19 protein-coding genes are annotated in these 24435 nt (G+C 59.0%); 13 read left to right on the forward strand and 6 right to left on the reverse strand.

What is annotated here, in order from left to right:
• The coding region (locus HMPREF3178_RS16840) for a glycosyl hydrolase family 18 protein (protein WP_267283655.1) at window positions 1-1135 on the forward strand (1135 nt) is incomplete at its 5' end.
• Window positions 1136-1387: 252 nt separating this feature from the next.
• Here the strand turns inward: HMPREF3178_RS16840 and entS are convergent.
• The gene (gene entS, locus HMPREF3178_RS16845; RefSeq protein ID WP_004100070.1) at window positions 1388-2629 is read right to left on the reverse strand and encodes an enterobactin transporter EntS; all 1242 of its coding nucleotides are present in this window, start codon (window positions 2627-2629) and stop codon (window positions 1388-1390) included.
• A gap of 112 nt (window positions 2630-2741) precedes the next feature.
• Between entS and fepD the strand changes: the two genes are divergently transcribed.
• Genes fepD through fepC form a run of 3 tightly spaced genes read left to right on the forward strand, consistent with a single transcriptional unit; the run spans window position 2742 to window position 5529 of the window.
• Complete coding sequence (gene fepD / locus HMPREF3178_RS16850; RefSeq protein ID WP_017146382.1) at window positions 2742-3749, forward strand: Fe(3+)-siderophore ABC transporter permease; 1008 nt, start codon at window positions 2742-2744, stop codon at window positions 3747-3749.
• A complete protein-coding gene (gene fepG, locus HMPREF3178_RS16855; RefSeq protein ID WP_017146383.1) occupies window positions 3746-4738 on the forward strand; it encodes an iron-enterobactin ABC transporter permease in 993 nt (330 codons plus the stop codon). Before fepD ends, fepG begins: the two co-directional genes overlap by 4 nt.
• On the forward strand, window positions 4735-5529 hold the full coding sequence (gene fepC / locus HMPREF3178_RS16860; RefSeq protein WP_004111265.1) for an iron-enterobactin ABC transporter ATP-binding protein: 795 nt from the start codon (window positions 4735-4737) through the stop codon (window positions 5527-5529). Before fepG ends, fepC begins: the two co-directional genes overlap by 4 nt.
• 98 nt (window positions 5530-5627) lie before the next feature.
• On the opposite strand, the gene entF is transcribed toward fepC, so the two are convergent.
• The 3 genes from entF to fes are packed head-to-tail and all read right to left on the reverse strand — an operon-like array spanning window position 5628 to window position 10950.
• Entirely contained in the window at window positions 5628-9509 is a 3882-nt protein-coding gene (gene entF / locus HMPREF3178_RS16865) for an enterobactin non-ribosomal peptide synthetase EntF (protein ID WP_017146384.1), read from the reverse strand.
• Between the two features lie 10 nt (window positions 9510-9519).
• Window positions 9520-9723, reverse strand: a complete 204-nt coding sequence (locus HMPREF3178_RS16870; RefSeq protein ID WP_017146385.1) for an MbtH family protein — start codon at window positions 9721-9723, stop codon at window positions 9520-9522.
• A gap of 27 nt (window positions 9724-9750) precedes the next feature.
• Window positions 9751-10950, reverse strand: coding sequence for an enterochelin esterase (gene fes, locus HMPREF3178_RS16875; protein WP_004111260.1), 1200 nt, complete (start codon window positions 10948-10950; stop codon window positions 9751-9753).
• Window positions 10951-11268: 318 nt separating this feature from the next.
• Between fes and HMPREF3178_RS16880 the strand changes: the two genes are divergently transcribed.
• Entirely contained in the window at window positions 11269-13518 is a 2250-nt protein-coding gene (locus HMPREF3178_RS16880; protein WP_004100062.1) for a TonB-dependent siderophore receptor, read from the forward strand.
• A 67-nt stretch (window positions 13519-13585) separates the two neighbouring features.
• The gene (gene entD, locus HMPREF3178_RS16885; protein ID WP_017146386.1) at window positions 13586-14209 is read left to right on the forward strand and encodes an enterobactin synthase subunit EntD; all 624 of its coding nucleotides are present in this window, start codon (window positions 13586-13588) and stop codon (window positions 14207-14209) included.
• A gap of 53 nt (window positions 14210-14262) precedes the next feature.
• On the opposite strand, the gene HMPREF3178_RS16890 is transcribed toward entD, so the two are convergent.
• Window positions 14263-15198, reverse strand: a complete 936-nt coding sequence (locus HMPREF3178_RS16890) for a transketolase family protein (protein ID WP_004100059.1) — start codon at window positions 15196-15198, stop codon at window positions 14263-14265.
• A complete protein-coding gene (locus HMPREF3178_RS16895) occupies window positions 15191-16021 on the reverse strand; it encodes a transketolase (RefSeq protein WP_017146387.1) in 831 nt (276 codons plus the stop codon). The genes HMPREF3178_RS16890 and HMPREF3178_RS16895 overlap by 8 nt, the downstream gene beginning before the upstream one ends.
• 364 nt (window positions 16022-16385) lie before the next feature.
• Between HMPREF3178_RS16895 and HMPREF3178_RS16900 the strand changes: the two genes are divergently transcribed.
• The 7 genes from HMPREF3178_RS16900 to HMPREF3178_RS16930 all read left to right on the forward strand — a co-directional run bounded on the left by HMPREF3178_RS16900 (window position 16386) and on the right by HMPREF3178_RS16930 (window position 24431).
• A complete protein-coding gene (locus HMPREF3178_RS16900; protein ID WP_004100053.1) occupies window positions 16386-17336 on the forward strand; it encodes a sugar-binding transcriptional regulator in 951 nt (316 codons plus the stop codon).
• 364 nt (window positions 17337-17700) lie between these two features.
• A complete protein-coding gene (locus HMPREF3178_RS16905) occupies window positions 17701-19221 on the forward strand; it encodes an FGGY family carbohydrate kinase (protein ID WP_017146388.1) in 1521 nt (506 codons plus the stop codon).
• 133 nt (window positions 19222-19354) lie between these two features.
• Window positions 19355-20290 carry a D-ribose ABC transporter substrate-binding protein gene (locus HMPREF3178_RS16910; RefSeq protein ID WP_004100051.1) on the forward strand — a complete coding sequence of 312 codons (936 nt, stop codon included), beginning with the start codon at window positions 19355-19357 and terminating at the stop codon, window positions 20288-20290.
• Window positions 20291-20333: 43 nt separating this feature from the next.
• Window positions 20334-20954: a DUF2291 family protein gene (locus tag HMPREF3178_RS16915; protein WP_017146389.1), complete on the forward strand. Its 621-nt coding sequence runs from the start codon at window positions 20334-20336 to the stop codon at window positions 20952-20954.
• Window position 20955: 1 nt separating this feature from the next.
• Window positions 20956-22500, forward strand: a complete 1545-nt coding sequence (locus tag HMPREF3178_RS16920) for a sugar ABC transporter ATP-binding protein (RefSeq protein ID WP_004100049.1) — start codon at window positions 20956-20958, stop codon at window positions 22498-22500.
• A gap of 17 nt (window positions 22501-22517) precedes the next feature.
• A complete protein-coding gene (locus tag HMPREF3178_RS16925; protein WP_004100048.1) occupies window positions 22518-23573 on the forward strand; it encodes an ABC transporter permease in 1056 nt (351 codons plus the stop codon).
• Between the two features lie 60 nt (window positions 23574-23633).
• Window positions 23634-24431, forward strand: a complete 798-nt coding sequence (locus HMPREF3178_RS16930; protein WP_004100047.1) for an SDR family oxidoreductase — start codon at window positions 23634-23636, stop codon at window positions 24429-24431.
• Window positions 24432-24435 lie beyond the last annotated feature (4 nt).

Raw genomic sequence — 24435 nt, forward strand, 5'->3', positions numbered from 1 at the left:
CATCGTCGACCATCTGCTGGCCGAAGGCTTCCCGTCAGACCGCATTAATATTGGTTACGCTGCCTATAGCCGTAACGGCCGCAATGCAGAGCTGGAATCTCTGTCTCCGCTCAAGGGTACCTATAACCCGGGCACCGGCACCACCGTGGGTACCTTCGAGTCGGGTACCACCGAATGGTATGACACCATTTATAACTACCTGGATCTGGAAAACCAGAAAGGCCGTAACGGTTTCAACGTCTATACCGACCAGGTGGCCAATGCGGATTACCTCTACAATCCGGAAAGCAAACTGTTCATGTCTCTGGACACCCCGCGTACGGTGAAAGCCAAGGGCGAATACGCAGCCAGCCTCGGTCTGGGCGCGCTGTTCACCTGGACTATCGACCAGGACAACGGCGTGCTGGTGAACGCCGCGCGTGAAGGTCTGGGCTATGAAATGGCCTCTGAAGTTATCGATATGGAGCCGTTCTATTTCGAAGGCATCAACGTCGAACCGACGGATGAAGCGGATGAAACGGATGAAAATGAGGAAGACGACGTTCAGCCTGAACCGGCGGTCAACCACGCGCCGAAAGCAGCCATCGAACTGATGGTGGTTGGCGGCTCCCGCGTGCGTCTTTCCGGCGAAAAATCCTCGGATGAAGATAGCGACGACCTGTCCTTCAGTTGGGGAGTGCCTGCGGCGATCGCCGTGGCGGATAAAACCGCCGCCGTCATCGAGTTCGACGTCCCGAAAGTGAGCGAAGATACCGAGTTCACCTTTACTCTGTTCGTGCGCGATACCTGGGGTGAGCCGTCAACGCAGCAGCGCTTTGTGCTCTCCGTCGTCGCCGCGACCCAGAGCGATGACAGCGAAGACGAGTCGGAAGACAAGAACGATGATGAGCCGGCGGACGACCAGGATAACAGCGATGATCAACCTCAACCGGCGGATGATGATGTAGTGCCGTCAGACGAAACCACGCCTTATCCGCTGTGGAATGCCAGCACCGTGTATGGCAGCAACTGGGGTACCTTTGAAACCGTCAGCTGGAAAGGCCATAACTACCAGGTGAAATGGTGGTCTCAGGGTGACCAGCCGGACCTGAACTGCGGTCAGTTCGCGGTATGGAGCGATCTTGGCGCGTACTAAGCGTTAATCGTCACTGACGAGTGATAGCCAGCCCCGGAGCCATCCGGGGCTTTTTATTGGCGCTCTTTTCGGTTTTCCCGGTGGCGCTAGCGGGCTACTGCAAGTCGATAGCCCGGGATGCGCCGGGATAAATACATCGGCGCGGCTTCTTCCCGGGTCGCGCTGCGCTAACCCGGGCTACGGGTTCACCGCCGTCTGCGGGCCAGTAGCCCGGACAGGCGCGACGCGCCGCCTCCGGGAAGACCAGCGGAACTAGCTTTCGCTGACCGTCTCCGGGCGCTGAAAGCGGCGCAGCTCGCGTAGCAGCCCGACCAGCGCCACGCCCACAATCACCAGCGCCCAGCCGCTGGCGCTCGCCGAAGCGGCCGGCGTCAGAATCGCGCCCAGCCCCCCCAACAGCGCCGCGCCTATCGCATCGCCGGTCACGTTCTGCGCGGTCCACAGCCCGTTGATGCGCCCGAGCATATTCTCCGGGGTTTGCGTCTGGATCAGCGTATATTGCAGCAGCGAGCTTATTGCGCTCAGCCAGCCAAACAGCGCCAGGCACAGCGCGCCCAGCTCCCACACCGGCATCAGGCTGAACAGCGCAATCGCCACAAACGAGCCGACGGTGGTCGCCAGCATCAGCACGCCGGGCTTCGCCGTCTGCGCCAGCTGTCCGCTGGTCAACGCGCCGAACGCCGCTCCCAAAGGGATCGCCGCGTACAGCAGGCCAATCTGCGACGCCGACATCTGCCAGCTTCCGGCCAGCGCCGGATAGAGCACGCGCACCGCGCTGGCCATCGTCAGCAGTCCGCCAAGCAGCGCAATGCCGCCGATAAGCGGGCTGTTAAACAGAAACTTCAATCCCGCGTTCAGCGATTTTAGCGGGTGTTCGCGCGGCTGCGGCGGCGGTGCCAGCCGCGGCAGACGCAGCAGAGTCAGCGTCGTTATAAAAGTACCTGCCGCCGCCAGCCCGTAGTTCCAGGCCACGCCGCCGGTTGCCAGCAGCAGACCGCCGATCATCGGTGAAATGACCGATCCCAGCCGCACCGTCAACATAGTGATCGCCCCGGCCTGCATCAGATTTTCCCTACCAACCAGCGCTGGGGTCGCCGCCAGCAGCGCGGTCACGCCGATTGAGGCAAACAGGCCGTCCCAGATGCCCAGCAGATAGATAGCGATGAGCGACGGTTCCGGCAGCATGGCGTTGAGGCACAGGCCGACGAAGCCGATGCCGCAGGTGCCGCGCGCCAGCAGGATCAGACGCTTACGCTCATAGCGGTCGGCAAGCACGCCGCCGATCATCAGACCGACAAACATCGAACCGCCGGTTAAGGTGACCGACAGCCCCACTTGCCAGGTCGAATGGGTCATCATCTGGATCTGTACCGGGATCGCCACGCCCAGCAGGCCAAGCGACAGAATTGAGATAAAGCGGGCGATAAAGACGGCGCGAAAGGCCGGGTGGGTTTTCAGCAAGCTGAGATTCAGCAGCCAGGATTGTCGGTTCATGACAGCGCCTTGTTATTATTTTCCATACCATTTTTATGGGTGCACATGCTAACATAACTGGATAGAATCGATAACGATAATTACTATCATTATCATGTCAGGGATGTAAGCCATGTCGTCTTCAACGACCGCGGCGCGCGCCTTTGCCGTGCCGGGTCTTTTAATCGTGTTAATCATTGCGGTTGCGCTCAGCCTGCTGATCGGCGCCAAACCCCTACCGTTTAGCGTCGTCATCGATGCTTTCGCCGGCACCTGCCAGAGCGCCGATTGCACCATCGTCCTTGATGCCCGACTGCCGCGAACCCTTGCCGGGCTGCTGGCCGGCGCCGCGCTGGGCCTGGCCGGAGCGCTGATGCAAACGCTGACCCGTAACCCGCTGGCGGATCCGGGGATCCTCGGCGTCAACGCCGGCGCCAGCTTCGCTATCGTGCTGGGTGCGGCGCTGTTTGGTATCTCCTCGCCGCAGGAGCAGCTGCTGATGGCCTTTTGCGGCGCGTTCGGCGCCTCGCTGCTGGTCGCCTTTACCGGCAGCCAGGGCGGCGGCCAGCTGAGCCCGGTTCGCCTGACCCTCGCGGGGGTCGCCCTGGCGGCGGTGCTGGAAGGCCTTTCCAGCGGTATCGCCCTGCTCAACCCCGACGTCTACGATCAGCTGCGCTTCTGGCAGGCGGGTTCGCTGGACGTGCGCACCCTGCAAACCCTTAAAATTGTCCTGATCCCGGTACTCATTGCCGGCCTGGTGACGCTATTGCTGAGCAGGGCCTTAAACAGCCTGAGCCTCGGTAACGATACGGCCACCGCGCTCGGCAGCCGGGTGGCACGTACCCAGCTTATCGGCCTGCTGGCGATTACCGTCCTGTGCGGCAGCGCCACAGCGGTGGTCGGGCCCATCGCCTTTATTGGCCTGATGATGCCGCATATGGCCCGCTGGCTGGTGGGCGCGGATCATCGCTGGTCGCTGCCGGTCACCCTGCTGGCCACCCCTGCCCTGCTGCTGTTTGCCGACGTGCTGGGCCGTCTGCTGGTCCCCGGTGAGCTGCGGGTTTCGGTAGTCAGCGCCTTTATCGGCGCGCCGGTGCTGATCTGGCTGGTCCGCCGCCAGCCGCGCGGAGGTGGAATGTGATGGCCCCGTCCCGCCGCCTGATTTTTAGCTGCCTGCTGCTGCTGATCGCCAGCGCCCTGGTCTCCCTGTGGGGGCTCGGCACCGGCCTGGTACCGTTAAGCGTTGAACAAGTTATCTCCGCGCTGCTCGGCGATGCGCCGCGCAATATCACCCTGGTGGTGACCGAGTGGCGCCTGCCCCGCGTGCTGATGGCGCTGCTGATCGGCGCCGCCCTCGGCGTCAGCGGCGCGATTTTCCAGTCGCTCACCCGCAACCCCTTGGGTAGTCCGGACGTGATGGGTTTTAACACCGGGGCGTGGAGCGGCGTGCTGGTCGCCATGGTCATGTTCGGCCAGAACCTGGCGGCCATCGCCGCGGCAGCCATGGCTGGCGGGATCCTCACCGCGCTGGTGGTCTGGATACTGGCGTGGCGCAACGGGATTGAAACCTTTCGCCTGATTATTATCGGCATCGGCGTCCGCGCCATGCTGGTAGCATTCAATACCTGGCTACTGCTGCGCGCTTCGCTGGAAACCGCCCTCTCCGCCGGGCTGTGGTATGCCGGCTCGCTTAACGGACTGACCTGGGGAAAAACCTGGCCCTCCGCGCCGCTGATTTTCTTGATGCTGGTTTGCGGGGCGCTGCTGGCGCGGCGCATGCGGCTGCTGGAGATGGGTGACGATACCGCCTGTGCGCTGGGCGTGCGGGTTGAGCGTTCGCGCCTGCTGATGATGCTGGTCGGGGTGGTACTGACCGCCGCCGCCACCGCGCTCGCCGGGCCGATTTCATTTATCGCCCTGGTGGCCCCGCATATCGCGCGCCGCCTCAGCGGTACCGCGCGCTGGGGGCTGACTCAGGCGGCGCTGTGCGGCGCCCTGCTGCTGGCCATCTCCGACTACGCCGCGCAGCGTCTGTTTATGCCCTATCAGTTACCGGTGGGCGTGGTGACCGTCAGCATTGGCGGCATCTACCTCATCGCGTTGTTAATTCAGGAGTCCCGCAAAAAATGACCGCTGTTACCTCCCGTTTGCGCGGCGATCGGCTGACCCTGGCGTACGGCAAAAAGACCATCGCCGAATCGCTGAACGTCACCATTCCCGATGGCCACTTTACCGCGATTATCGGTCCCAACGGCTGCGGTAAGTCGACCCTGCTGCGCACCCTGAGCCGCCTGATGACGCCTACCAGCGGCCATGTCTGGCTCGACGGCGAACAGATCCAGCATTACGCCAGTAAAGAGGTGGCAAAGCGCATCGGCCTGCTGGCGCAGAACGCCACCACGCCGGGGGATATAACGGTTCAGGAGCTGGTCGCCCGCGGCCGCTATCCGCACCAGCCGCTGTTTACCCGCTGGCGCAAAGAGGATGAAGAGGCGGTCACCAGGGCGATGAAGGCCACCGGCATTACCGACCTCGCGCAACAAAGCGTCGATACGCTCTCCGGCGGCCAGCGCCAGCGGGCGTGGATCGCCATGGTGCTGGCCCAGGAAACGGCGATTATGCTGCTGGATGAGCCCACCACCTGGCTGGATATCAGCCATCAAATCGATCTGCTGGAGCTGCTGAGCGAGCTGAATCGAGAAAAGGGCTATACGCTGGCGGCGGTGCTGCACGACCTGAATCAGGCCTGCCGCTACGCCACCCACTTGATTGCCCTGCGCGACGGTAAAATCGTCGCCGAGGGCGCGCCGAAGGAGATTGTCAACGCGGCGCTGATCGAGAAGATTTACGGCCTGCGCTGTACGATTATTGACGATCCGGTGGCGCATACACCGCTGGTAGTGCCGCTGGGTCGCAAGTAGAAATTCCCGGCTCGCGCTGCGCTTAGCCGGGCTACCCAATCTGGCACAAACGGTAGCCCGGGTAAGGCGTCAGCCGCAACCCGGGAGTTCATCGATCCCTAACCGAGTATCTCCCTGACCACCGGACCGATCGCTTCAAAAGCCTGCGGAGAGATAATATCCACGTGGGCGCAATCCTGGCTAAACACCTCCAGCTCGCCGATCCACGGCCCCCACACCACCTGCGGGTCCATCCCGGGTTGCCGGGTTTTCTCCGCCACGAACAGCGTCGCCTTACCGTCAAACTTCGCGCTGTGCGCGGTAGTCAGCAGGCGCACCGCATCGGCATAGTTGCCTTCAATCACGCTGAACAGCTCGCCGGAAGCCTGCCCCTGCTGGGCGGCCAGAAACGCCTCACGTTCGCGGGCAATTTCCGCCAGCACCTCAGGATCCAGACCGTTCGCCTCTTTCTCCGCCCAGTTCTGCGTCTCGGGCGGCCAGGTATCCAGCAGCCCGAGGAAGGCCACCGCTTCGCCGCGCTGGCGTAAACGGGCGGCAATTCCCTGCGCCAGGGTACCGCCGAGCGAATAGCCAAACAGATAGTACGGGCCGCGCGGCTGCTGCGAAAGCAGGGTTTGCAGATGATGTTCGCATACCGCATCCAGATCCGCCGCCGTCGCCATCGGCCCCTGCGGTCGCGGCGACTGAATGCCGACGATCGACCAGCGCGGGCTTAAATAACGCGCCAGCACGCTGAACTGCCAGGCAAAACCGGAAGCCGGATGGAAGCAAAACAGCGTCGGGCCGTCGCTCTCGCGCAGCGGCAGGATCGCGTCGAAGCCCAGCCGTTGCGCCTGCTCATCGCTCAGATCCGATGCCAGTAGCGCGCTCAGCTTGCCGACGGAAGAAGCGACCATTATCTGGCCAGGCGTCACCTGGCGTTCCAGTTCGCGGCTCAGCAGCGCCGCCAGGCGCATCGCCAGCAGCGAATGGCCGCCAAGGGCGAAGAAATCGGCGTCGATGTCGTTCACCTCACAGCCGAGCAGCTGGCTGAACGCTGCGGCAACGGCAGTTTCCACGCCCGGCTCCGGCGGACGTCCGCTGCGCTCACTGCTCAACGTGGGTAACGGCAGCGCTTTACGATCCAGCTTGCCGTTGGCGCTTAGCGGCAGCGCCGGCAGCTGAATCAGCACCACCGGCACCATATGCGGCGGTAGCTGTTCGCCAAGCTGCGCTTTGAGCGCGGCGGTGTCCAGCGGCAGACCGGAAGCAGAAACCAGATAGCCCACCAGCTGACGGGCATCGCCGCCGGTCGCCGCCGCCTGGTTGAAGACGCAGGCGTGAGCCACCGCCTGCGCAACGTCCGGCAGCGCAGATAGCGCGCGGTCAATTTCGCCCAGCTCAATTCGCTGGCCGCGTATTTTTAGCTGGTCGTCGCTGCGTCCGAGATACTCGACCGCGCCGTTATCCAGCCAGCGGGCAACATCGCCGGTGCGGTACATCCGCTCGCCCGGCGCGTAGGGGTCGGCAATAAAGCGGCTGGCGGTCAAATCGGGACGCCCCAGATAGCCCTGCGCCAGCTGAATGCCGGTCAGGTAGAGATCCCCCGCCACGCCCGGCGGTACCGGGCGCATGGCGGCATCAAGGATGCGCAAGCCGGTATTCCACACCGGCCAGCCAATCGGTACGCTGGCGCCGGTGACTGCCGCCAGTTCGGGCCCGCAGGCCGGATACCAGCTGACGTCCACAGCGGCTTCCGTCGGGCCGTACAGGTTATGCAGCGGCGCGCCGGTGAGTTGCTCCCATTCACGGCATAGCGCCGTCGGCAGCGCCTCTCCGCTACAGAATACCCGGCGCAGGGTTTGACAACAATCGACGTTTTCCGCCTCCAGCGAGGCAACGAACGCCGCGAGCATCGACGGCACAAAGTGGGTCGTTGTCACGCCGTAGCGGGCAAAAAACTGCTGCATCGCCAGCGGGTCGCGGTGGGCTTCCGGCTCGGCCATCACCAGCTGCGCGCCGGCGATAAACGGCCACCAGAACTCCCATACCGAGACATCAAAGCTGCACGGCGTTTTCTGCGCCACCACATCCTCAGCACAGAGCGGATAGTGGTCCTGCATCCACAGCAGGCGGTTGACGATGGCGGTCTGCCCGACCATCACCCCTTTCGGCCGCCCGGTGGAGCCGGAGGTAAAGATGATATACGCGGTATGCTCCGGCTGCGAGAGCACCAGCGGCGCGGACTCGCCCGCCGCCAGCGGCTGCTGGTAGCAGAGGCTTTCCAGGCCGGGAATATCGCTAAAGCGCGCCAGCTGATCCTCAGAGGTGATCAGCAGCGACGGACGGGCGTCTTCCAGCATCATCCGCAAGCGGTCGTCGGGATAGCCGGTATCCAGAGGCAGCCACGCGGCTCCGGCCTCAACAATGCCGTGCAGCGCCAGCGTCAGGAATACAGATCGCGGCAGCGCGACCGCCACGCTATCGCCCGGTTTGACGCCCCGTGCGCGCAGACGCTCGGCCAGCGCTACCACCTGCTGGCGCATCTCACGGTAGCTAAACTGCCAGCAGCCATCCGCCAGCGCCGGGGCATCCGGGGTTTTTGCCGCCTGCGCCGCCACCAGCGCGCTCAGGGTGGTGAGCGGCAGGTCGACAGCGGTCGCGTTCACCTGCGCCAGGCGTTGGTTTTCCGCCGCCGACAGCATATTCGCCTCGCCGCAGGGCAGAGTGGGATTATCGGCAAACTGAGTCAGCAAAGAAGATAGACGGGCGATATGCCCGCGCAGCGTCTGCTCATCATATCGCTGCTTGTTCGCCAGCACCTCCAGCGATAGACCGCCGGTTTCATCCGGGAAGAGCGCCAGCTCCAGGTCATTGACCGGGCCGGTGGCCAGGGTGTGGGTAATCGCCTGTACGCCGTCGATATCCAGCTGATAGTCGAAGACTTTAATATTGAGTACCGGGCCAAACAGCGGTTCATCGCCCGCCGCCCTGCCGCTGTCGCGGACAATCTGTTCGGCATCATAGCGCTGGTGGCGGCGCATTTTCTTGAGCTGTCCGGCAAGACGCATGGCCAGCTCCGCCAGCGTTTCCCGGGCGTCAATATTGACCGCCAGCGGCAGAACGTTGAGCACCGGGCCGGTAGCGGTTAATGCCGCAGAGCCCATGCGGCGCATGAAAATAAAGCCCGCGGCGTAATCCATTCGGCTGCACAGCCGTCCCAGCCACAGGGCGGTCAGCGCCAGCGCCAGATCCGCGCGCTGGCACTGCGGCGCGCCTGCCGCCAGCCGGCTAAATACGCCGGCGTCGACCTCCAGCTTCATGCGCCAGATATCGGTGCTGGTCGCCCTTCCCGCCAGCGGCGCGTCGGAAAGGGAGGCCGGAGCCGGCAGCGCCTGACGCTGCGCCTGCCAGAACTGTTTATCACGCTGCCAGGCGTCGCTGCCGTAGTAGCGCTGGTACTCTTCCACCACCTCGGCAAACGGCGTGAACGGCGAAGCTGGTGTCTCTTCGCCGCGCTGCCATGCGCGATAAATCGCGGCGATCTGGCGGGTAATGGCCGGGAAACTGAAGCCATCGACCAGCAAATGATGATAACGCTGATACCAGTACCAGCACTTATCCCCCACCCGCAGCAGTTGATGGCAGACCAGCGGATTACCGCCGTCCACGCGCAGGTTTTGCCCGAGGTCGGCCTGCATCAGCGCCAGCGCGGCAGCGTGCGGGTCGTGCGACGTGCGCAGATCCCGATAGTCCGGCTCGGCAAAATGACGATTTTCATCGACCCACTGCCAGGCTTCGCCGTTATCTTCACAAAAACGCATGCTGAGGGTGTCAGCCTGAGAGAGCCCGGTGACAATCGCCCGCCCGAGCAAGGTCGGGTCGATATCGCCGCGCAGCTCAACATAGTGGGCCACGCTCCAGGCGCCGGGCAGCGTCGAGAGGCGCTCCGCCATCCAGATCCCCGGCTGAGCCGCAACCAGCGGTAAACGTGTGGTCATTGTGGGCTCCTCAGGATGCATAGTGCGCGGGGGTAAGCGTTGACCAGTTCTCCGCCAGCCAGGCGTTGCACGCCTCTAACGACTGCGGCGGGCACTCTACCGTCCAGCCTTCCGGCAGGGCGCAGTGGTGCGGCCACAGGCTGAACTGCTGCTGGTCATTGCGCAGAATGTAATACTGCCCTTGCGGATTGTCGAAGGGGTTACTGAATTGCATATCAAATTCCTCGTAAATCGCGCTTTGCTACTCTTCACGGCCTAATGGCTGCCACAGCTGGATGAGCCCGGCCGTCAGCCCGCCGCGCCAGCAAAGCGCATCATGTCCGCCGTCAACCTGACGCCAGAAAATCGTCTGCTGTTCCAGATGCGTCAGCAGCGCCTGGTTCGCGCGAAAAATGATCGGCTCGCGAACGCCGGCCTCCAGCCAGATGCGCAGCCCCTGCGGCTGTATTTCGCCGCGGCTGAGCCGCTCAATCAGCAGGCCCGTCTGCGCGCCGCCGCGATGCGGCCACCAGTAGGAGCCAGACTGGCTGAGCACGCAGCCAAAGCGCCGGGGCCAGTAGAGCGCGGCGAACATCGCGGCCAGGCCGCCAAAGCTCTGGCCTGCCACCACGGTTCGGTCGGCGCTATCGCTGAAAGGTGCTATCCGGTGAACCATCGGCAGCAGCTCTTCCTGAACCGCCAGCCAGAACGTTTCATTGCAGGGAAGCTCTTCGGCGCGATGCTGGTTATCGATAACGTCAATCAGCAGATAAACCGCCTGCGGTAACCGCTTCTCGCGGGTTAATCCTGCTAGCGGCGCCCATACCGGCATGCTTTCTGCCCAGAACTGACCATCAAGCAAAATCGCCAGCGGGCGCGCTTGCGGCTGCGCATCGCCGGTGGCGTAAATCCATATCCGCCGACGGTTGCCGAGTCGCTGGCTCTGCCATTCAATGCAGACCGGCGGCTGATAAGGTTCATCACGCAGCGCCCAGCCGGGCTGTTCGGGGGCGTCCGGCAGCTCCAGCGCAGAGACCGCGTGGCCGCGCCCGCCCTTCCAGCTTTGCGGATTAAGCGGGTCGGCAATCGCCCGCGGCAGCAGCTTGCGCCAGCCTTCGCGCAGCAACGCGCGGTCCGGGCTGTCGCCGTTAAAAAGCTGAGGGGAAAAGTCGTCGTCCCGCGCGGAAGGAATAAAGCAGTAGCTGCCGCGCCAGGCGGCAGAGAGAGTGGTTTGCCAGCACCAGGCATCGGTACCGGGAATGCGCTGCAGCGTTTGCGGTACGGCGTTTTTATGATGGTCAGTCACGCCGGTAATATAAATCCATACCCGCCGGGTTGGCGAAGAGGCTTCGTTGCCCGCCGGATCGCGCCACCAAAAGGTCACCCGATACGCGTCGTCCACGACCTCAATTTGCGGACCGGAGATATGGCGCCACCAGTCGTCGCATCCTGTCTTATGCATTCCTTTCAACCCTATGTTTATCGTGACATTTATCAACAAACGCATTAATAAACGCAATATTTATTGATAATATTATTGATAACTATTTTCATTTGCAATAGCGTATTAGCGCGCTGTGGGAAGCGCGTCTTTTAAAAAATAAACATGTCAGAGAGAGCTTATGCAGCGCCGGGACTTTCGGGGAAACAATTTAGCCCGAAAGCCGGGTTCTGGTCAGCGACGGAGTGCCTGTGCTCTCTACCGGCAACATTGATACCGCCTCCCCTCCCGACGGGAAGGGGCCTTTGGGGAAGGCGGCGACAAAAAGCAGGATTTACAATGAATAACAGGATCAAATCCCTGGCCTTGCTGGTCAATCTGGGAATCTACGGGGCTGCTTTTCCGCTAAGCGCGGCGGAAACGGTCTCCGATAGCAAAACCGCAACCGCTGATGAAACCATGGTTGTCACCGCCGCCGAGCAGAACCTGCAGGCGCCTGGCGTATCAACCATCACCGCAGATGAAATTCGTAAACGTCCGCCTGCGCGCGACGTATCTGAAATTATCCGTACCATGCCGGGCGTAAACCTGACCGGCAACTCCACCAGCGGCCAGCGCGGCAACAATCGCCAGATTGATATTCGCGGCATGGGCCCGGAAAACACCCTGATCCTGATTGACGGCAAGCCCGTGACCAGCCGCAACTCCGTACGTCTGGGCTGGCGCGGCGAGCGCGATACCCGCGGCGATACCTCATGGGTACCGCCGGAGCTGATCGAACGTATTGAAGTCATTCGCGGCCCGGCGGCCGCGCGCTACGGCAACGGCGCGGCGGGCGGCGTGGTCAATATCATCACCAAGAAGAGCGACGGCGAATGGCACGGTTCATGGAATACCTACATGAACGCCCCGGAGCATAAAGACGAAGGTTCGACTAAACGCACCAACTTTAGCCTCAGCGGCCCGCTGGGGGGCGATTTCAGCTTCCGCCTGCTGGGCAACCTCGACAAAACCCAGGCCGATGCCTGGGATATCAACGACGGACATCAATCCGAGCGTACCGGCGCCTATGCCAATACCATGCCTGCCGGGCGTGAAGGGGTGAAAAATAAGAATATTAACGGCGTCGTGCGCTGGGATTTCGCGCCGATGCAGTCGCTGGAGTTTGAATCCGGTTACAGCCGTCAGGGCAACCTCTACGCGGGCGATACGCAGAACACCAATACTAACGATCTGGTGAAAGAGAACTACGGGAAAGAGACGAACCGCCTCTATCGCCAGACTTATTCCGTCACCTGGAACGGCGGCTGGGATAACGGCGTGACCACCAGCAACTGGGCCCAGTACGAACGTACCCGTAACTCGCGTAAAGGCGAAGGTCTGGCGGGCGGCACGGAAGGTATCTTCAACAGCAACCAGTTCAGCGATATCGACCTCGCCGACGTGATGCTGCACAGCGAAGTCAACATCCCTCTGGATCTGGTGTTTAACCAGAACCTGACGCTGGGCTCCGAGTGGAATCAGCAGCGGATGAAGGATTTGGCGTCAAATACCCAGACCTTTATGGGCGGCGATATCGACGGCTATGACAGCACCGGCCGTAGCCCATACTCGAAGGCCGAGATCTTCTCCCTGTTTGCCGAAGACAACGTGGAGCTGACCGACACCACCATGCTGACGCCGGCGCTGCGTTTCGATCATCACACGATCGTCGGCAACAACTGGAGCCCGTCGCTTAACTTGTCTCAGGGTCTGTGGGATGACTTCACGTTAAAAATGGGCATCGCCCGCGCCTATAAAGCGCCGAGCCTGTACCAAACCAACCCGAACTATATTCTCTATAGTAAAGGCCAGGGCTGCTATGCCAGCGGCAACGGTACCGGTTGCTACATGATGGGTAACGATGACCTGAAAGCCGAAACCAGCATCAACAAAGAGATTGGCCTTGAGTTTAAACGCGACGGCTGGCTGGCGGGTGTGACATGGTTCCGTAACGACTACCGCGATAAAATCGAAGCGGGCTACGCGCCGATTTCACAGACGACGAACGGTAAAGTGAAAACCGATATCTATCAGTGGGAAAACGTGCCTAAAGCGGTGGTTGAAGGTCTCGAAGGCACCCTGAACGTGCCGGTCAGCGAAACGGTGAACTGGACCAATAACATCACTTATATGCTGCAAAGTAAAAACAAGAAAACCGGCGATCGTCTGTCGATTATTCCGGAATATACCCTGAACTCCACTCTGAGCTGGCAGATTCAGGAGGATATTTCGGTGCAGTCGACCTTCACCTGGTACGGCAAGCAGCAGCCGAAGAAATATAACTACAAAGGTGAGCCGGCGGTGGGTTCTGAAACGGATGAAGTCAGCCCTTACAGCATCGTTGGCCTGAGCGCCACCTGGGATGTGACGAAAAACGTCAGCCTGACCGGCGGCGTGGATAACGTTTTCGACAAGCGCCACTGGCGCGCGGGTAATGCGCAAACCACCGGTAGCCTGACGGATGTTTCTTATATGGCTGGCGCTGGCGCCAATACCTATAACGAATCAGGCCGCACCTGGTATCTGGGCGTCAATACCCACTTCTGATTGTCCGGCCGTTCCCCCCGCCCTCTTCCCATAGAGGGCGGAGGGGAGAATCTGTTAACATCCCCCTATGCAAACCCAACGTTCTATCATTCAACTTGCCGATCGCTCGCTGCAGCGGGTCGATTTCGACCCATTGACCTTTCGGCCTGAAGATCTCCTCTGGCTGCCGCACCATGCCCGGCTAACCGGCTGCGCCCGCAAGCGGCAGAGCGAACATCTTGCCGGGCGTATCGCTGCGGTTTATGCGCTGCGGGAAGTCGGTGAGACAGAAGTCCCTGCCATTGGCGACCAACGCCAGCCCCTATGGCCGCACCCGTGGTACGGCAGCATAAGCCACTGTGAACGCAGCGCGCTGGCAGTCGTCTCTGTCCGGCCGATCGGCGTTGATATTGAGCGCATCTTGACTCCTGATCTGGCGGCTGAGCTGGAAAGCTGCATCATCAACAGCGCGGAAAAAAGTCTGCTGGACGCCAGCGGCCTGGGCCCCGAGCTGGCGCTCACGCTGGCATTTTCGGCGAAAGAGAGCGCGTTTAAGGCCAGCCATCCCGACGTACAGGCGGGCGTCGGTTTTAGCGATTTTACGCTGGCGTATATAAAGGAGGGAAATCTGCTTCTTCGGCTCTCCGCCGGGGAGTATCGGCTGCAATGGATTAAGGCCGGTGACTACGTCATTACGCTCTGCGCGGCGTAAAAGCAAAACCCGCGCGGCAGCCGCACGGGTTATCGGTTTAAGCCGGCGTAAAGTCAGCGCATTTTCTGCGCCAGCCCGGCGACGGAAGCGGCATCGAAACCGTGGTGTTTACGCAGCCAGCCGCGATCTGCCGCCGCCGCATACTCACCATCCGGGATCCCCAGGCGTTTGAGCGGAATTGCCGCCCCGGCCTCAGCCAGCACTTCCGCCACCAGGCTACCCAACCCGCCGTTGACGTTATGCTCCTCCACCGTTATCACCGCCTTGCACGGTTTCAGCGCAGCCAGCAGCGCGGCGGTATCGCAAGGGCGAATGGACGGCACGCTCACCACTTTAGCCTGAATCCCCGCGTCGGCCAGCATCTGCGCGGCATCGACGATCTCATGCACCGTCGATCCGGTAGCGACCAGAGCGATATCCTCGCCTTCCCGCAGCGTAACGACCGCTCCCGGCACGAAGCGATAGCTTTCATCATGCAGTTCCGGCAGCGCCTTGCCGTCAAGACGAATATAGACCGGCCCCTGATAGCCGATGGCGTAATCGATAATCTGCCGGCATTCACGCGGCGAAGACGGGGCGAAAATCTGGATATTGCCGAAGCCGCGCATCACCGCCAGGTCATCAATCGCATGATGGGTGCTGGCCAGCGGGCCGTAGCTGGCGCCGGCGTTAAGGCCAAATAGCTTAACGTTGGTGTTGTTATAGCAAACGTCGACTTTAATCTGCTCATTGGCGCGGGAAATCAGGAACGGCGCGGCGTTACAGGTGACCGCCACTTTCCCCCCCAGGGCCAGGCCCGCCGCCGTCCCGACCATGCTCTGCTCGGCGATGCCCACGTTCACCAGACGCCCGGGGAACTGTTTAATAAACGGCGCGATTTTGGCCGTTGACGTGGAGTCAGCCACCACCGGCACCAGATCGACACCGCTGTCGACTGCATCAATAAAGGCCTGAACCATCACGCTCGCCAGGTGTTCTGCATTACTCATCTTTCAGTTCCTCCAGTGCCAGTGTAATTTCTTCGCCTTTCGGTACCCGGTGGTGCCACTCCGGGCGCCCCTGGATAAAGGAAATACCGGCACCTTTCGTGGTGTTGGCGATAATAACGTTGGGTTTACCTTCCTGCTTCAGCCCTTCCAGGGTCGCCACCACCGACGCCATGTCGTTACCCTGGCATTCGGTAACCGTCATTCCGAAGGCCTTCCATTTATCGGCCAGCGGATCGGTATTCATAATTTCCCGCGTCGGCCCCGCCAGCTGGAGATTGTTTTTGTCATTAATAATGACGAGGTTATCAAGGCCGTAGTGCGCCGCAGCCAGCGCCGCTTCCCAGTTGCTGCCTTCCGCCAGTTCGCCATCGCCGGTAATTAAAAAGATGCGGCGGGTGCTGTTGCTTTTTTTCGCAGCCAGCGCCAGCCCCACCGCAACAGGCAAACCGTGGCCCAGCGCGCCGGTGTTGAGTTCAATCCCCGGCGTTTTCTGACGAACCGGGTGACCAGGAAGATGAGAATTCGCATGCTGATAGGTTTCCAGCCAGTCAACCGGGAAGAAGCCCGCTTCGGCCAGCACGCAGTAGTAGCAGCCCACCGCATGGCCTTTCGACTGGATGTAGATATCGCGCTGGTCATCATCCACGCGGTCCGGCGCGACGTTCATAATGCGAAAATAGAGCGCAGTGAGCAGTTCAACCTGCGACAGGTCGGCGCCGGTGTGCCCGCCAGCAGGGCTATTGGCATTCAATCTGACGATATGGCGACGTACGGCGCGGGCTTTACGCTCAAGTGCCTGGACATCATAGCTATAGGGATTCATTTAATACCTCTGAATTTATTTTCAACTTGGAATATTTATTCCGTCAGGGACTAAAAAAACCAGACATCCCCAGGCAACGCATCGTAGGGCTCACGCCGCTGCATCATACTCAGGAACATTCTGCCTCCTTACCACCGGGTATCACTTCACCCGGGCACTTTTCAGTTGACCTGAAATCGCCATGAATATATATTCAACAACGATTCTTTATTCAATTATGCAGCTACTGTTCTGTTTTTGTCCATAGCTGATTTTGAGGATTGGCGAAAGTTAGATATTCATCACACTTAAATGTCTTTTCTTTTCGCGTATGATAATGAGCTCTAAGATAATGGCTGCACGTAAATGATTTTCGGGGAAATATATGGCTAAGCAGGATGAACAACGGCTATTAGTTAAGATTGCCACGCTCTACTATCTCGAAGGACGCAAGCAGTCCGACATTGCTCAACTTCTCTCGCTTTCTCAGTCATTTATCTCCCGAGCGATCACCCGCTGCCAGAAAGAGGGCGTGGTGAAAATTAGCGTTGTTCAGCCATCAAATATTTTTCTTAACCTTGAAAAAGGTCTTGAGGATCGTTACGGAATTAAGCAAGCCATCGTGGTGGATACCGAAGAGGATGCCAGCGATCACACCATCAAGCGCGCTATCGGTTCCGCCGCTGCCCACTACCTCGAAACGCGATTACGGCCAAAGGATCTGATTGGCGTCTCTTCGTGGAGTTCCACCATCCGCGCGATGGTGGATGAGGTACACGCGCAAAACCTGAAAGCCAGCGGCGTCATCCAGCTGCTCGGCGGCGTAGGGCCGAACGGCAACGTGCAGGCCACTATTCTCACCCAGACCCTGGCGCAGCATCTGAACTGTGAAGCCTGGCTGCTCCCTTCCCAGAGCATTGAAGGATCCACCGAGGAGAAGAATCGTCTTGTTGCCAGTAAAGATGTCGCCGACGTTATTGCCCGCTTTGATGAAGTCGATATCGCAATTGTCGGGATCGGTATTCTTGAACCTTCGCAGCTGCTGAAAACATCCGGCAACTACTATCACGAAGATATGCTGCAGGTGCTGGCGGAACGCGGTGCCGTGGGTGACATTTGCCTGCACTATTACGATAAAAACGGCAGAGCAGTGTTACGCGATGATGAAGATCCTGTTATCGGTATGGCGCTGGAGAAGGTGAAGAAGTGCCCTAACGTGGTGGCCCTGGCCGGCGGCAGCGAGAAGGTCGCGGCTATCAAAGGTGCGCTTTCGGGCGGTTATATCGATGTTCTGATCACCGATTACCCAACGGCCAGACTGCTTATTGCCGGTTAATTTCCTCACTCAAACACTTTCCCACAGCCTTTACGCTTTGCCAGAAGCGTAAAGGTTACGCAAATAAGTCATTATATTTCAATAATATAAAACTCTAAAATCACCTCCTTTCCCAGCCATAGCTGAACGCTTCGCCGATCGGATAAGTGTGATTGCCAGCACAATTGATAACTTTTCCAGTAGCCCGACGGGAAGTTTCTGGCTAAGGTATCAAATAAATAATCACTATCGAATATATATTCAGTGATTAAAAAAGTGAAAACGAATTGTCACATCATGCCCTGCCAGGAAGCAATGCGAACAAGAGGAATGCTCACCTTTTGCCCTCCGCACCAGGACGAAGTGTGACTCAGGAGACTACCTAATGCAGGCAACACCTAAAGAGTTCATCATTGCACTGGACGAAGGCACCACGAATGCCAAAGCCGTCGTGCTCGATAGCCGCGGCCAGGTCGTGGTGAAATTCTCCCAGCCGCTGGCGATTCAAACACCGCGTGAGGGCTGGGTTGAGCAGTCGGGAGTAGTGCTGGTAGAGGCGTCACTGGACGTTATTGCGCAAGCGGTTGAACACGTTGGCGCGGAAAACATCGCTGCCTTAGCCATCAGCAATCAGCGCGAGACGGCGATCGGCTGGTATCGCCAGAGCGGTAAGCCGATCAACGCGGCTATCACCTGGCAATGTACCCGCAGCGCTGCGTTTTGCGATGAACTACGCCGCGACGGTACTGAGCAACAAATTAAGGCCGCTACCGGCCTGCCGATTGCCCCCCTGTTCTCTGCCTCAAAAATGCGCTGGCTGCTGGAATCCATTCCTGAGGGTCGCATGCTGGCAGAGCGGGGAGAAATCTGCCTCGGCACTATCGACAGCTGGCTGCTGTGGAACTTAACCCAGGGCGAAGCGTTTCATTGCGATTATTCCAATGCCGCGCGCACGCAGCTACTGAACCTGCAAACCGGCCAGTGGGACGACGAAATGCTGGCGCTGTTCCAGATCCCACGCGCCGCGCTGCCGGAGATTAAACCGTCCAGCGGATTATTTGGCTATACCCGCGGGCTGAATAATATTCCTGACGGTATTCCTGTGATGGCGATGGTCGGGGATTCCCACGCCGCGTTGTTTGGCCACGCACTGGGCGAACTCGGCTGTGTTAAAGCCACCTACGGTACGGGGTCATCGGTGATGGCGCCGGTAAAATCCGCACAGTGCGATATCGACGCGCTGGCCACCACCATCGCCTGGCACGACGGCGACAGCATCACCTACGGGCTCGAAGGTAATATTCCCCATACCGGCGACGCCGTGGCGTGGATGGCCGACAGCACCGGGTTAAGCGAGCTTTCGGATGCCGAACTGGCTCACGAGCTTAACACCCTTCCCGGCTCCGTGGACTCCACTCTTGGCGTCTATTTTGTACCAGCCTTAACCGGCCTCGGCGCACCGTGGTGGGACGACAGCGCCCGCGGCGTGATTTGCGGTCTGAGCCGCGGCGTCAAGCGCGCCCATCTGATTCGCGCCGCGCTGGAATCCATTACCTATCAAATCGCCGATGTCGTCGTCGCCATGCGCCAGCAGGATGACTTCCATTTAGCGGCGCTGATGGTCGACGGCGGCCCGACCAAAAACGACTGGTTAATGCAGTATCAGGCTGACCTGCTCGGCTGCCCGGTGATGCGCAGCGACGTTGCCGAACTGTCGGCGATTGGCGCAGCCCTCCTTGCGCGCAAGGCCCTGAATCCGGGAACGGTCACCGACCTGAAAGCCTTTTTAACCGAACATAGCGAATTTATTCCCGATATGGCCCGCCACCAGCGCCTGCAGAAGAGATGGCAGGAGTGGCGCCATGCGGTGAACAGAACATTATGGAAACCGGCAACGTCCGCCTGACGCCCACCAGGGAATCGCACGCGTGACGCACCTTACTCATCAACAAAAGGAGACCCCCGGCCCATAAACTCGATTTACAGGCCTTACGTTGTTTCACCGTACCCGACAATAACAACCAAGAGAGAAAATTGTCATGAAATTACGTTTAACGCTTTTAACTGCTGCTACCCTGACCGCCTTTTCTTTTGCCGCTCAGGCCGCAGAAAAAGGCACCATTATGATCATGGTTAACTCGCTGGATAACCCGTATTACGCCTCTGAAGCCAAGGGCGCCAGCGAGAAAGCCAAAGAGCTGGGATATCAAACTACCATTCTGTCCCATGGCGAAGATGTCAAAAAACAGAACGAGCTGATCGATACCGCCATCGGTAAAAAAGTTCAGGGCATTATTCTGGATAACGCCGACTCCACCGCCAGCGTCGCCGCCATTGAAAAAGCGAAGAAAGCGGGTATTCCGGTGGTTTTAATCAACCGTGAAATTCCTGTCGATGATATTGCGCTGGAGCAAATTACCCATAATAACTTCCAGGCCGGTTCTGAAGTCGCCAACGTATTTGTCGAGAAAATGGCGGAGAAAGGCAAATACGCCGAGCTGACCTGTAACCTGGCGGATAATAATTGCGTAACGCGTTCAAAATCTTTCCACCAGGTTATCGACCAGTACCCGGATATGGTCAGCGTCGCTAAGCAGGACGCAAAGGGCACGTTAATCGACGGCAAACGCATTATGGACAGCATCCTGCAGGCGCACCCCGACGTGAAAGGCGTGATTTGCGGCAACGGTCCTGTCGCGCTTGGCGCCATTGCCGCGCTGAAAGCCGCTAATCGCAACGACGTGGTGGTGGTCGGTATCGATGGCAGCAACGATGAGCGCGACGCGGTAAAAGCCGGCACCCTGCAGGCCACCGTGATGCTTCAGGCGCAGGCCATCGCCGCTCAGGGAGTGACCGACCTCGATAACTACCTGCAAAAAGGCGAAAAACCGGCCAGGCAGCGCGTGATGTTCCGCGGCATTCTGATCACCCAGGACAATGCAGACAAAGTTCAGGACTTCAATATCAAATCCTGATTCCAGGTTGTTGCGCCCCTTCCGGGGCGCACAGGAGAGTATTATGTATAAAAAAATCTCGCTGATGCTGGTCGTTGTTGCCCTCGGAGGCTGCCGAATTGTTTCTCAGCAGGAGCTGGCCGACCTGAAATCCCCGCCTAATCCGCATATGGCGGATATCGATCGGACATGGCAAGAGCAGGTCGTTCCTCAGGTTGTGGCCAGGGCTCGCCCCGTTGCCGAGTTAATGACTGCCCTGCGCACGGCGAAAGACATTGATAGCGCCTGCAATGCGTTAGGTTATCGCGCTCAGGATGAGAACCCGTGCGTGTTCTACGTCAAAGTGGAAGGCAATATCAGCAAAATTGATTCCGCTTCCCGCAGCGGAAAAATGACGATCCAGGATACCAGCGGCGGCAACGTGGTGGTGCAGATTGGCCCGACGCTGCGCGGCACGCTTTTACGCGACGGCTACCAGGGCGCCAGCTATCAGGACTTCAACGATCAGGTGCTGTTTGGTGAATATAGCCGGGCGATTAACGAACATGCGGTCAAAATGATCCAGACGGCACAGGTTAAAACCGGTGAAGCGGTGCAGGTATATGGCGTGTTCTCGGCCTGGGATATTCCGCAGACCGTTCCTGATATTACGCCGGCAAAAATTGTTCGTTTGGGAGGACAATAAAATGCAGCGGCAAGAACTCGTCAATTCCCAACCAGTCGAATCTGAAGTTATTATCGAAACCCGTGAATTATCGCGCGTTTATCCCGGCGTCGTTGCCTTAGATAACGTCAATTACCGGGTCTATCGAAATAAAGTAAACGTTCTGATCGGTGAAAATGGTGCGGGTAAATCCACCATGATGAAAATGCTTGCTGGCGTTGAAACACCCTCCTCCGGTCAAATTATTCTTGATGGCGTTCCGGTTACCCTGAGCTCGACTCACCAGGCCGAAAAGCAGGGAATCAGCATCATTTTCCAGGAATTAAATTTATTTCCGAATATGAACGTCATGGATAATATTTTCATGGCTAACGAGTTCTTTCAAAAAGGAAAGATCAACGAAAAATATCAATACGAGTTAGCCAAAAAATTACTCGAGAGGCTGGAGCTCAACGTCGACCCTTATACCCAGCTCGGCGAGCTCGGTATTGGCCATCAGCAGCTGGTCGAAATTGCGCGCGCGCTTTCAAAAGACACCCGGGTATTAATTATGGATGAGCCCACCTCTGCGCTCAGCCAGTCGGAAGTCAAAATCCTGTTTAACGTTATTGAACAGCTTAAACGTCGCGGCGTCACCATTATCTATATTTCCCACCGCCTCGAAGAACTGATGGAAATTGGCGACCACATCACCATTTTCCGCGACGGACGCTTTATCAGTGAACGCGAGGTCAGCGACGCCAGTATCCCGTGGATTATCGAACAGATGGTCGGCGATAAGAAAAAACATTTCGACTACCGGCCCGCGCCGAAAGGCGAAGCGGTCCTTGCCGTTGAAGGTTTAACGGCGCTGCACCCGAGCGGCGGCTATAAGCTCAACGACGTGACCTTCACCTTAAGTAAGGGAGAGGTGATCGGCATCTATGGCCTGCTCGGCGCCGGACGCACGGAGCTGTTTAAAGGCCTGGTCGGATTAATGCCTTGCCAAAGCGGTAACGTCCATCTCAACGGCGAAAATATCGAAAAGTCCCCGTTCCAGGCGCGGCTGAAAAAAGGGCTGGCGCTGGTTCCCGAAGACCGCCAGGGAGAAGGCGTGGTGCAGATGATGTCGATTCAATCGAATATGACCCTCTCTGATTTCAGCCTTCAGGGCTTTCGTCGGGCGTGGAAATGGCTGAATCCGCAGAAAGAAATCACCTGCGTCAAAGAGATGATCCGCGAACTGGCGATCAAGGTCAGCGACCCCGATCTGCCCATCACCTCGCTCAGCGGCGGCAATCAACAAAAAGTGGTGCTCGGCAAGGCGTTGATGACCAGGCCCGAAGTGGTGTTTCTCGATGAGCCCACTCGCGGTATCGACGTCGGCGCGAAAACTGACGTGTATCACCTGATCGGCAAAATGGCCCAACAGGGTCTGGCGGTGATGTTCTCTTCATCGGAGCTGGATGAAGTTATGGCGCTGGCAGATCGCATTCTGGTGATGGCCGATGGCCGGATTACCGCCGATTTACCGCGCCATGCGGTTACCCGCGAAAAATTGATCGCGGCTTCAACACCTCAAGATTAATCAGGCTGGAACCCATCATGAACCAGAAATATATGATTTATATGTACCTGCTGAAGGCCAGAACGTTTATCGCTCTGCTGCTGGTTATCGCATTCTTCAGCGTGATGGTACCGAATTTCCTGACCACATCTAACCTGCTGATTATGACCCAGCACGTGGCCATCACCGGCCTGCTGGCCATCGGCATGACGCTGGTTATCCTGACCGGCGGTATCGACCTTTCCGTCGGCGCCGTCGCCGGGATCTGCGGTATGGTTGCCGGGGCGCTCTTAACCAACGGTCTGCCCTTATGGAACGGCAGCGTTATCTTTTTCAACGTGCCGGAGGTGATCCTCTGCGTGGCGCTCTTCGGCGTGCTGGTTGGCTTTGTTAACGGCGCGGTAATCACCCGCTTCGGCGTGGCGCCCTTTATCTGCACCCTGGGCATGATGTATGTCGCCAGAGGCTCGGCGCTGCTGTTCAACGACGGCAGCACCTATCCGAACCTCAACGGCATGGAAGCGCTGGGCAATACCGGCTTCTCCACTCTCGGCTCCGGGACGCTGATGGGCATCTATCTGCCTATCTGGCTGATGATCGGCTTCCTGCTGCTGGGCTACTGGCTGACCACCAAAACCCCGCTGGGCCGCTATATCTATGCAATCGGCGGTAATGAATCCGCCGCTCGCCTGGCCGGCGTGCCTATCGTCAAAGCAAAAATCTTCGTTTACGCCTTCTCCGGCCTGTGCTCCGCATTCGTTGGCCTCATCGTCGCGTCACAGCTGCAAACCGCGCACCCGATGACCGGCAATATGTTCGAAATGGACGCCATCGGCGCTACCGTGCTCGGCGGAACCGCGCTGGCAGGCGGTCGCGGCCGGGTTACCGGGTCAATCATCGGCGCATTCGTCATCGTCTTCCTCGCCGACGGCATGGTGATGATGGGGGTCAGCGATTTCTGGCAAATGGTCATTAAAGGCGTCGTTATCGTCACCGCCGTCGTCGTCGACCAGTTCCAGCAGAAACTGCAGAACAAAGTCATCCTGATGCGCCGCCATGAGGAGAAGCTGGCTGCGGCAGGAGCCACCAGTTAATCACCTATTTATTACCCCGCCGGACGCACTGCCGTCCGGCTTCAATTAGGGATGAAAAACATGCAAAGAAATTTCCAGAACAAAACGGTTGTTATCACCGGCGCCTGCCGCGGAATTGGTGCAGGTATCGCCGAGCGCTTTGCGCGCGATGGTGCGAATCTGGTGATGGTCTCTAACGCCGAGCGCGTCCATGAAACGGCGGAAACCTTACGCCAGCGCTATCAGGCCGATATCCTATCGTTACAGGTTGATGTGACCGACGAAGCGCAGGTGCAGTCGCTGTACGAGCAGGCTGCAGCGCGTTTTGGCACCATCGATGTCTCTATCCAGAACGCAGGCGTGATCACCATCGACTATTACGATCGCATGCCGAAAGCCGACTTTGAAAAAGTGCTCGCCGTTAACACCACCGGCGTCTGGCTGTGCTGCCGCGAAGCCGCCAAATACATGGTTAAGCAGAACCACGGCAGCCTGATCAATACCTCTTCCGGCCAGGGTCGACAGGGTTTTATCTACACCCCGCACTATGCCGCCAGCAAAATGGGCGTCATCGGCATCACCCAAAGCCTGGCGCACGAGCTGGCGCCGTGGAATATCACCGTTAACGCCTTCTGTCCGGGCATTATTGAAAGCGAAATGTGGGATTACAACGACCGCGTCTGGGGCGAGATCCTCAGCACCGAGCAGAAGCGCTACGGTAAGGGCGAGCTAATGGCGGAGTGGGTCGAAGGCATTCCAATGAAGCGCGCCGGCAAACCGGAAGACGTTGCCGGGCTGGTGGCGTTTCTCGCCTCCGACGACGCGCGCTACCTCACCGGGCAGACCATCAATATCGATGGCGGCTTGATTATGTCGTAATGCC

Origin of the sequence: Klebsiella sp. HMSC09D12, from assembly GCF_001808475.1 — a bacterium.
GTDB classification, from domain to species: domain Bacteria; phylum Pseudomonadota; class Gammaproteobacteria; order Enterobacterales; family Enterobacteriaceae; genus Klebsiella; species Klebsiella oxytoca.

Excerpts from the sequence above, each read along its gene's own strand:
- entS (WP_004100070.1), bottom strand. The coding sequence starts at position 2,629 with ATGAACCGACAATCCTGGCTGCTGAATCTCAGCTTGCTGAAAACCCAC.
- fepD (WP_017146382.1), top strand. The coding sequence starts at position 2,742 with ATGTCGTCTTCAACGACCGCGGCGCGCGCCTTTGCCGTGCCGGGTCTT.
- fepC (WP_004111265.1), top strand. The coding sequence starts at position 4,735 with ATGACCGCTGTTACCTCCCGTTTGCGCGGCGATCGGCTGACCCTGGCG.
- entF (WP_017146384.1), bottom strand. The coding sequence starts at position 9,509 with ATGACCACACGTTTACCGCTGGTTGCGGCTCAGCCGGGGATCTGGATG.
- HMPREF3178_RS16870 (WP_017146385.1), bottom strand. The coding sequence starts at position 9,723 with ATGCAATTCAGTAACCCCTTCGACAATCCGCAAGGGCAGTATTACATT.
- fes (WP_004111260.1), bottom strand. The coding sequence starts at position 10,950 with ATGCATAAGACAGGATGCGACGACTGGTGGCGCCATATCTCCGGTCCG.
- HMPREF3178_RS16880 (WP_004100062.1), top strand. The coding sequence starts at position 11,269 with ATGAATAACAGGATCAAATCCCTGGCCTTGCTGGTCAATCTGGGAATC.
- entD (WP_017146386.1), top strand. The coding sequence starts at position 13,586 with ATGCAAACCCAACGTTCTATCATTCAACTTGCCGATCGCTCGCTGCAG.
- HMPREF3178_RS16890 (WP_004100059.1), bottom strand. The coding sequence starts at position 15,198 with ATGAGTAATGCAGAACACCTGGCGAGCGTGATGGTTCAGGCCTTTATT.
- HMPREF3178_RS16895 (WP_017146387.1), bottom strand. The coding sequence starts at position 16,021 with ATGAATCCCTATAGCTATGATGTCCAGGCACTTGAGCGTAAAGCCCGC.
- HMPREF3178_RS16900 (WP_004100053.1), top strand. The coding sequence starts at position 16,386 with ATGGCTAAGCAGGATGAACAACGGCTATTAGTTAAGATTGCCACGCTC.
- HMPREF3178_RS16905 (WP_017146388.1), top strand. The coding sequence starts at position 17,701 with ATGCAGGCAACACCTAAAGAGTTCATCATTGCACTGGACGAAGGCACC.
- HMPREF3178_RS16910 (WP_004100051.1), top strand. The coding sequence starts at position 19,355 with ATGAAATTACGTTTAACGCTTTTAACTGCTGCTACCCTGACCGCCTTT.
- HMPREF3178_RS16915 (WP_017146389.1), top strand. The coding sequence starts at position 20,334 with ATGTATAAAAAAATCTCGCTGATGCTGGTCGTTGTTGCCCTCGGAGGC.
- HMPREF3178_RS16920 (WP_004100049.1), top strand. The coding sequence starts at position 20,956 with ATGCAGCGGCAAGAACTCGTCAATTCCCAACCAGTCGAATCTGAAGTT.
- HMPREF3178_RS16925 (WP_004100048.1), top strand. The coding sequence starts at position 22,518 with ATGAACCAGAAATATATGATTTATATGTACCTGCTGAAGGCCAGAACG.
- HMPREF3178_RS16930 (WP_004100047.1), top strand. The coding sequence starts at position 23,634 with ATGCAAAGAAATTTCCAGAACAAAACGGTTGTTATCACCGGCGCCTGC.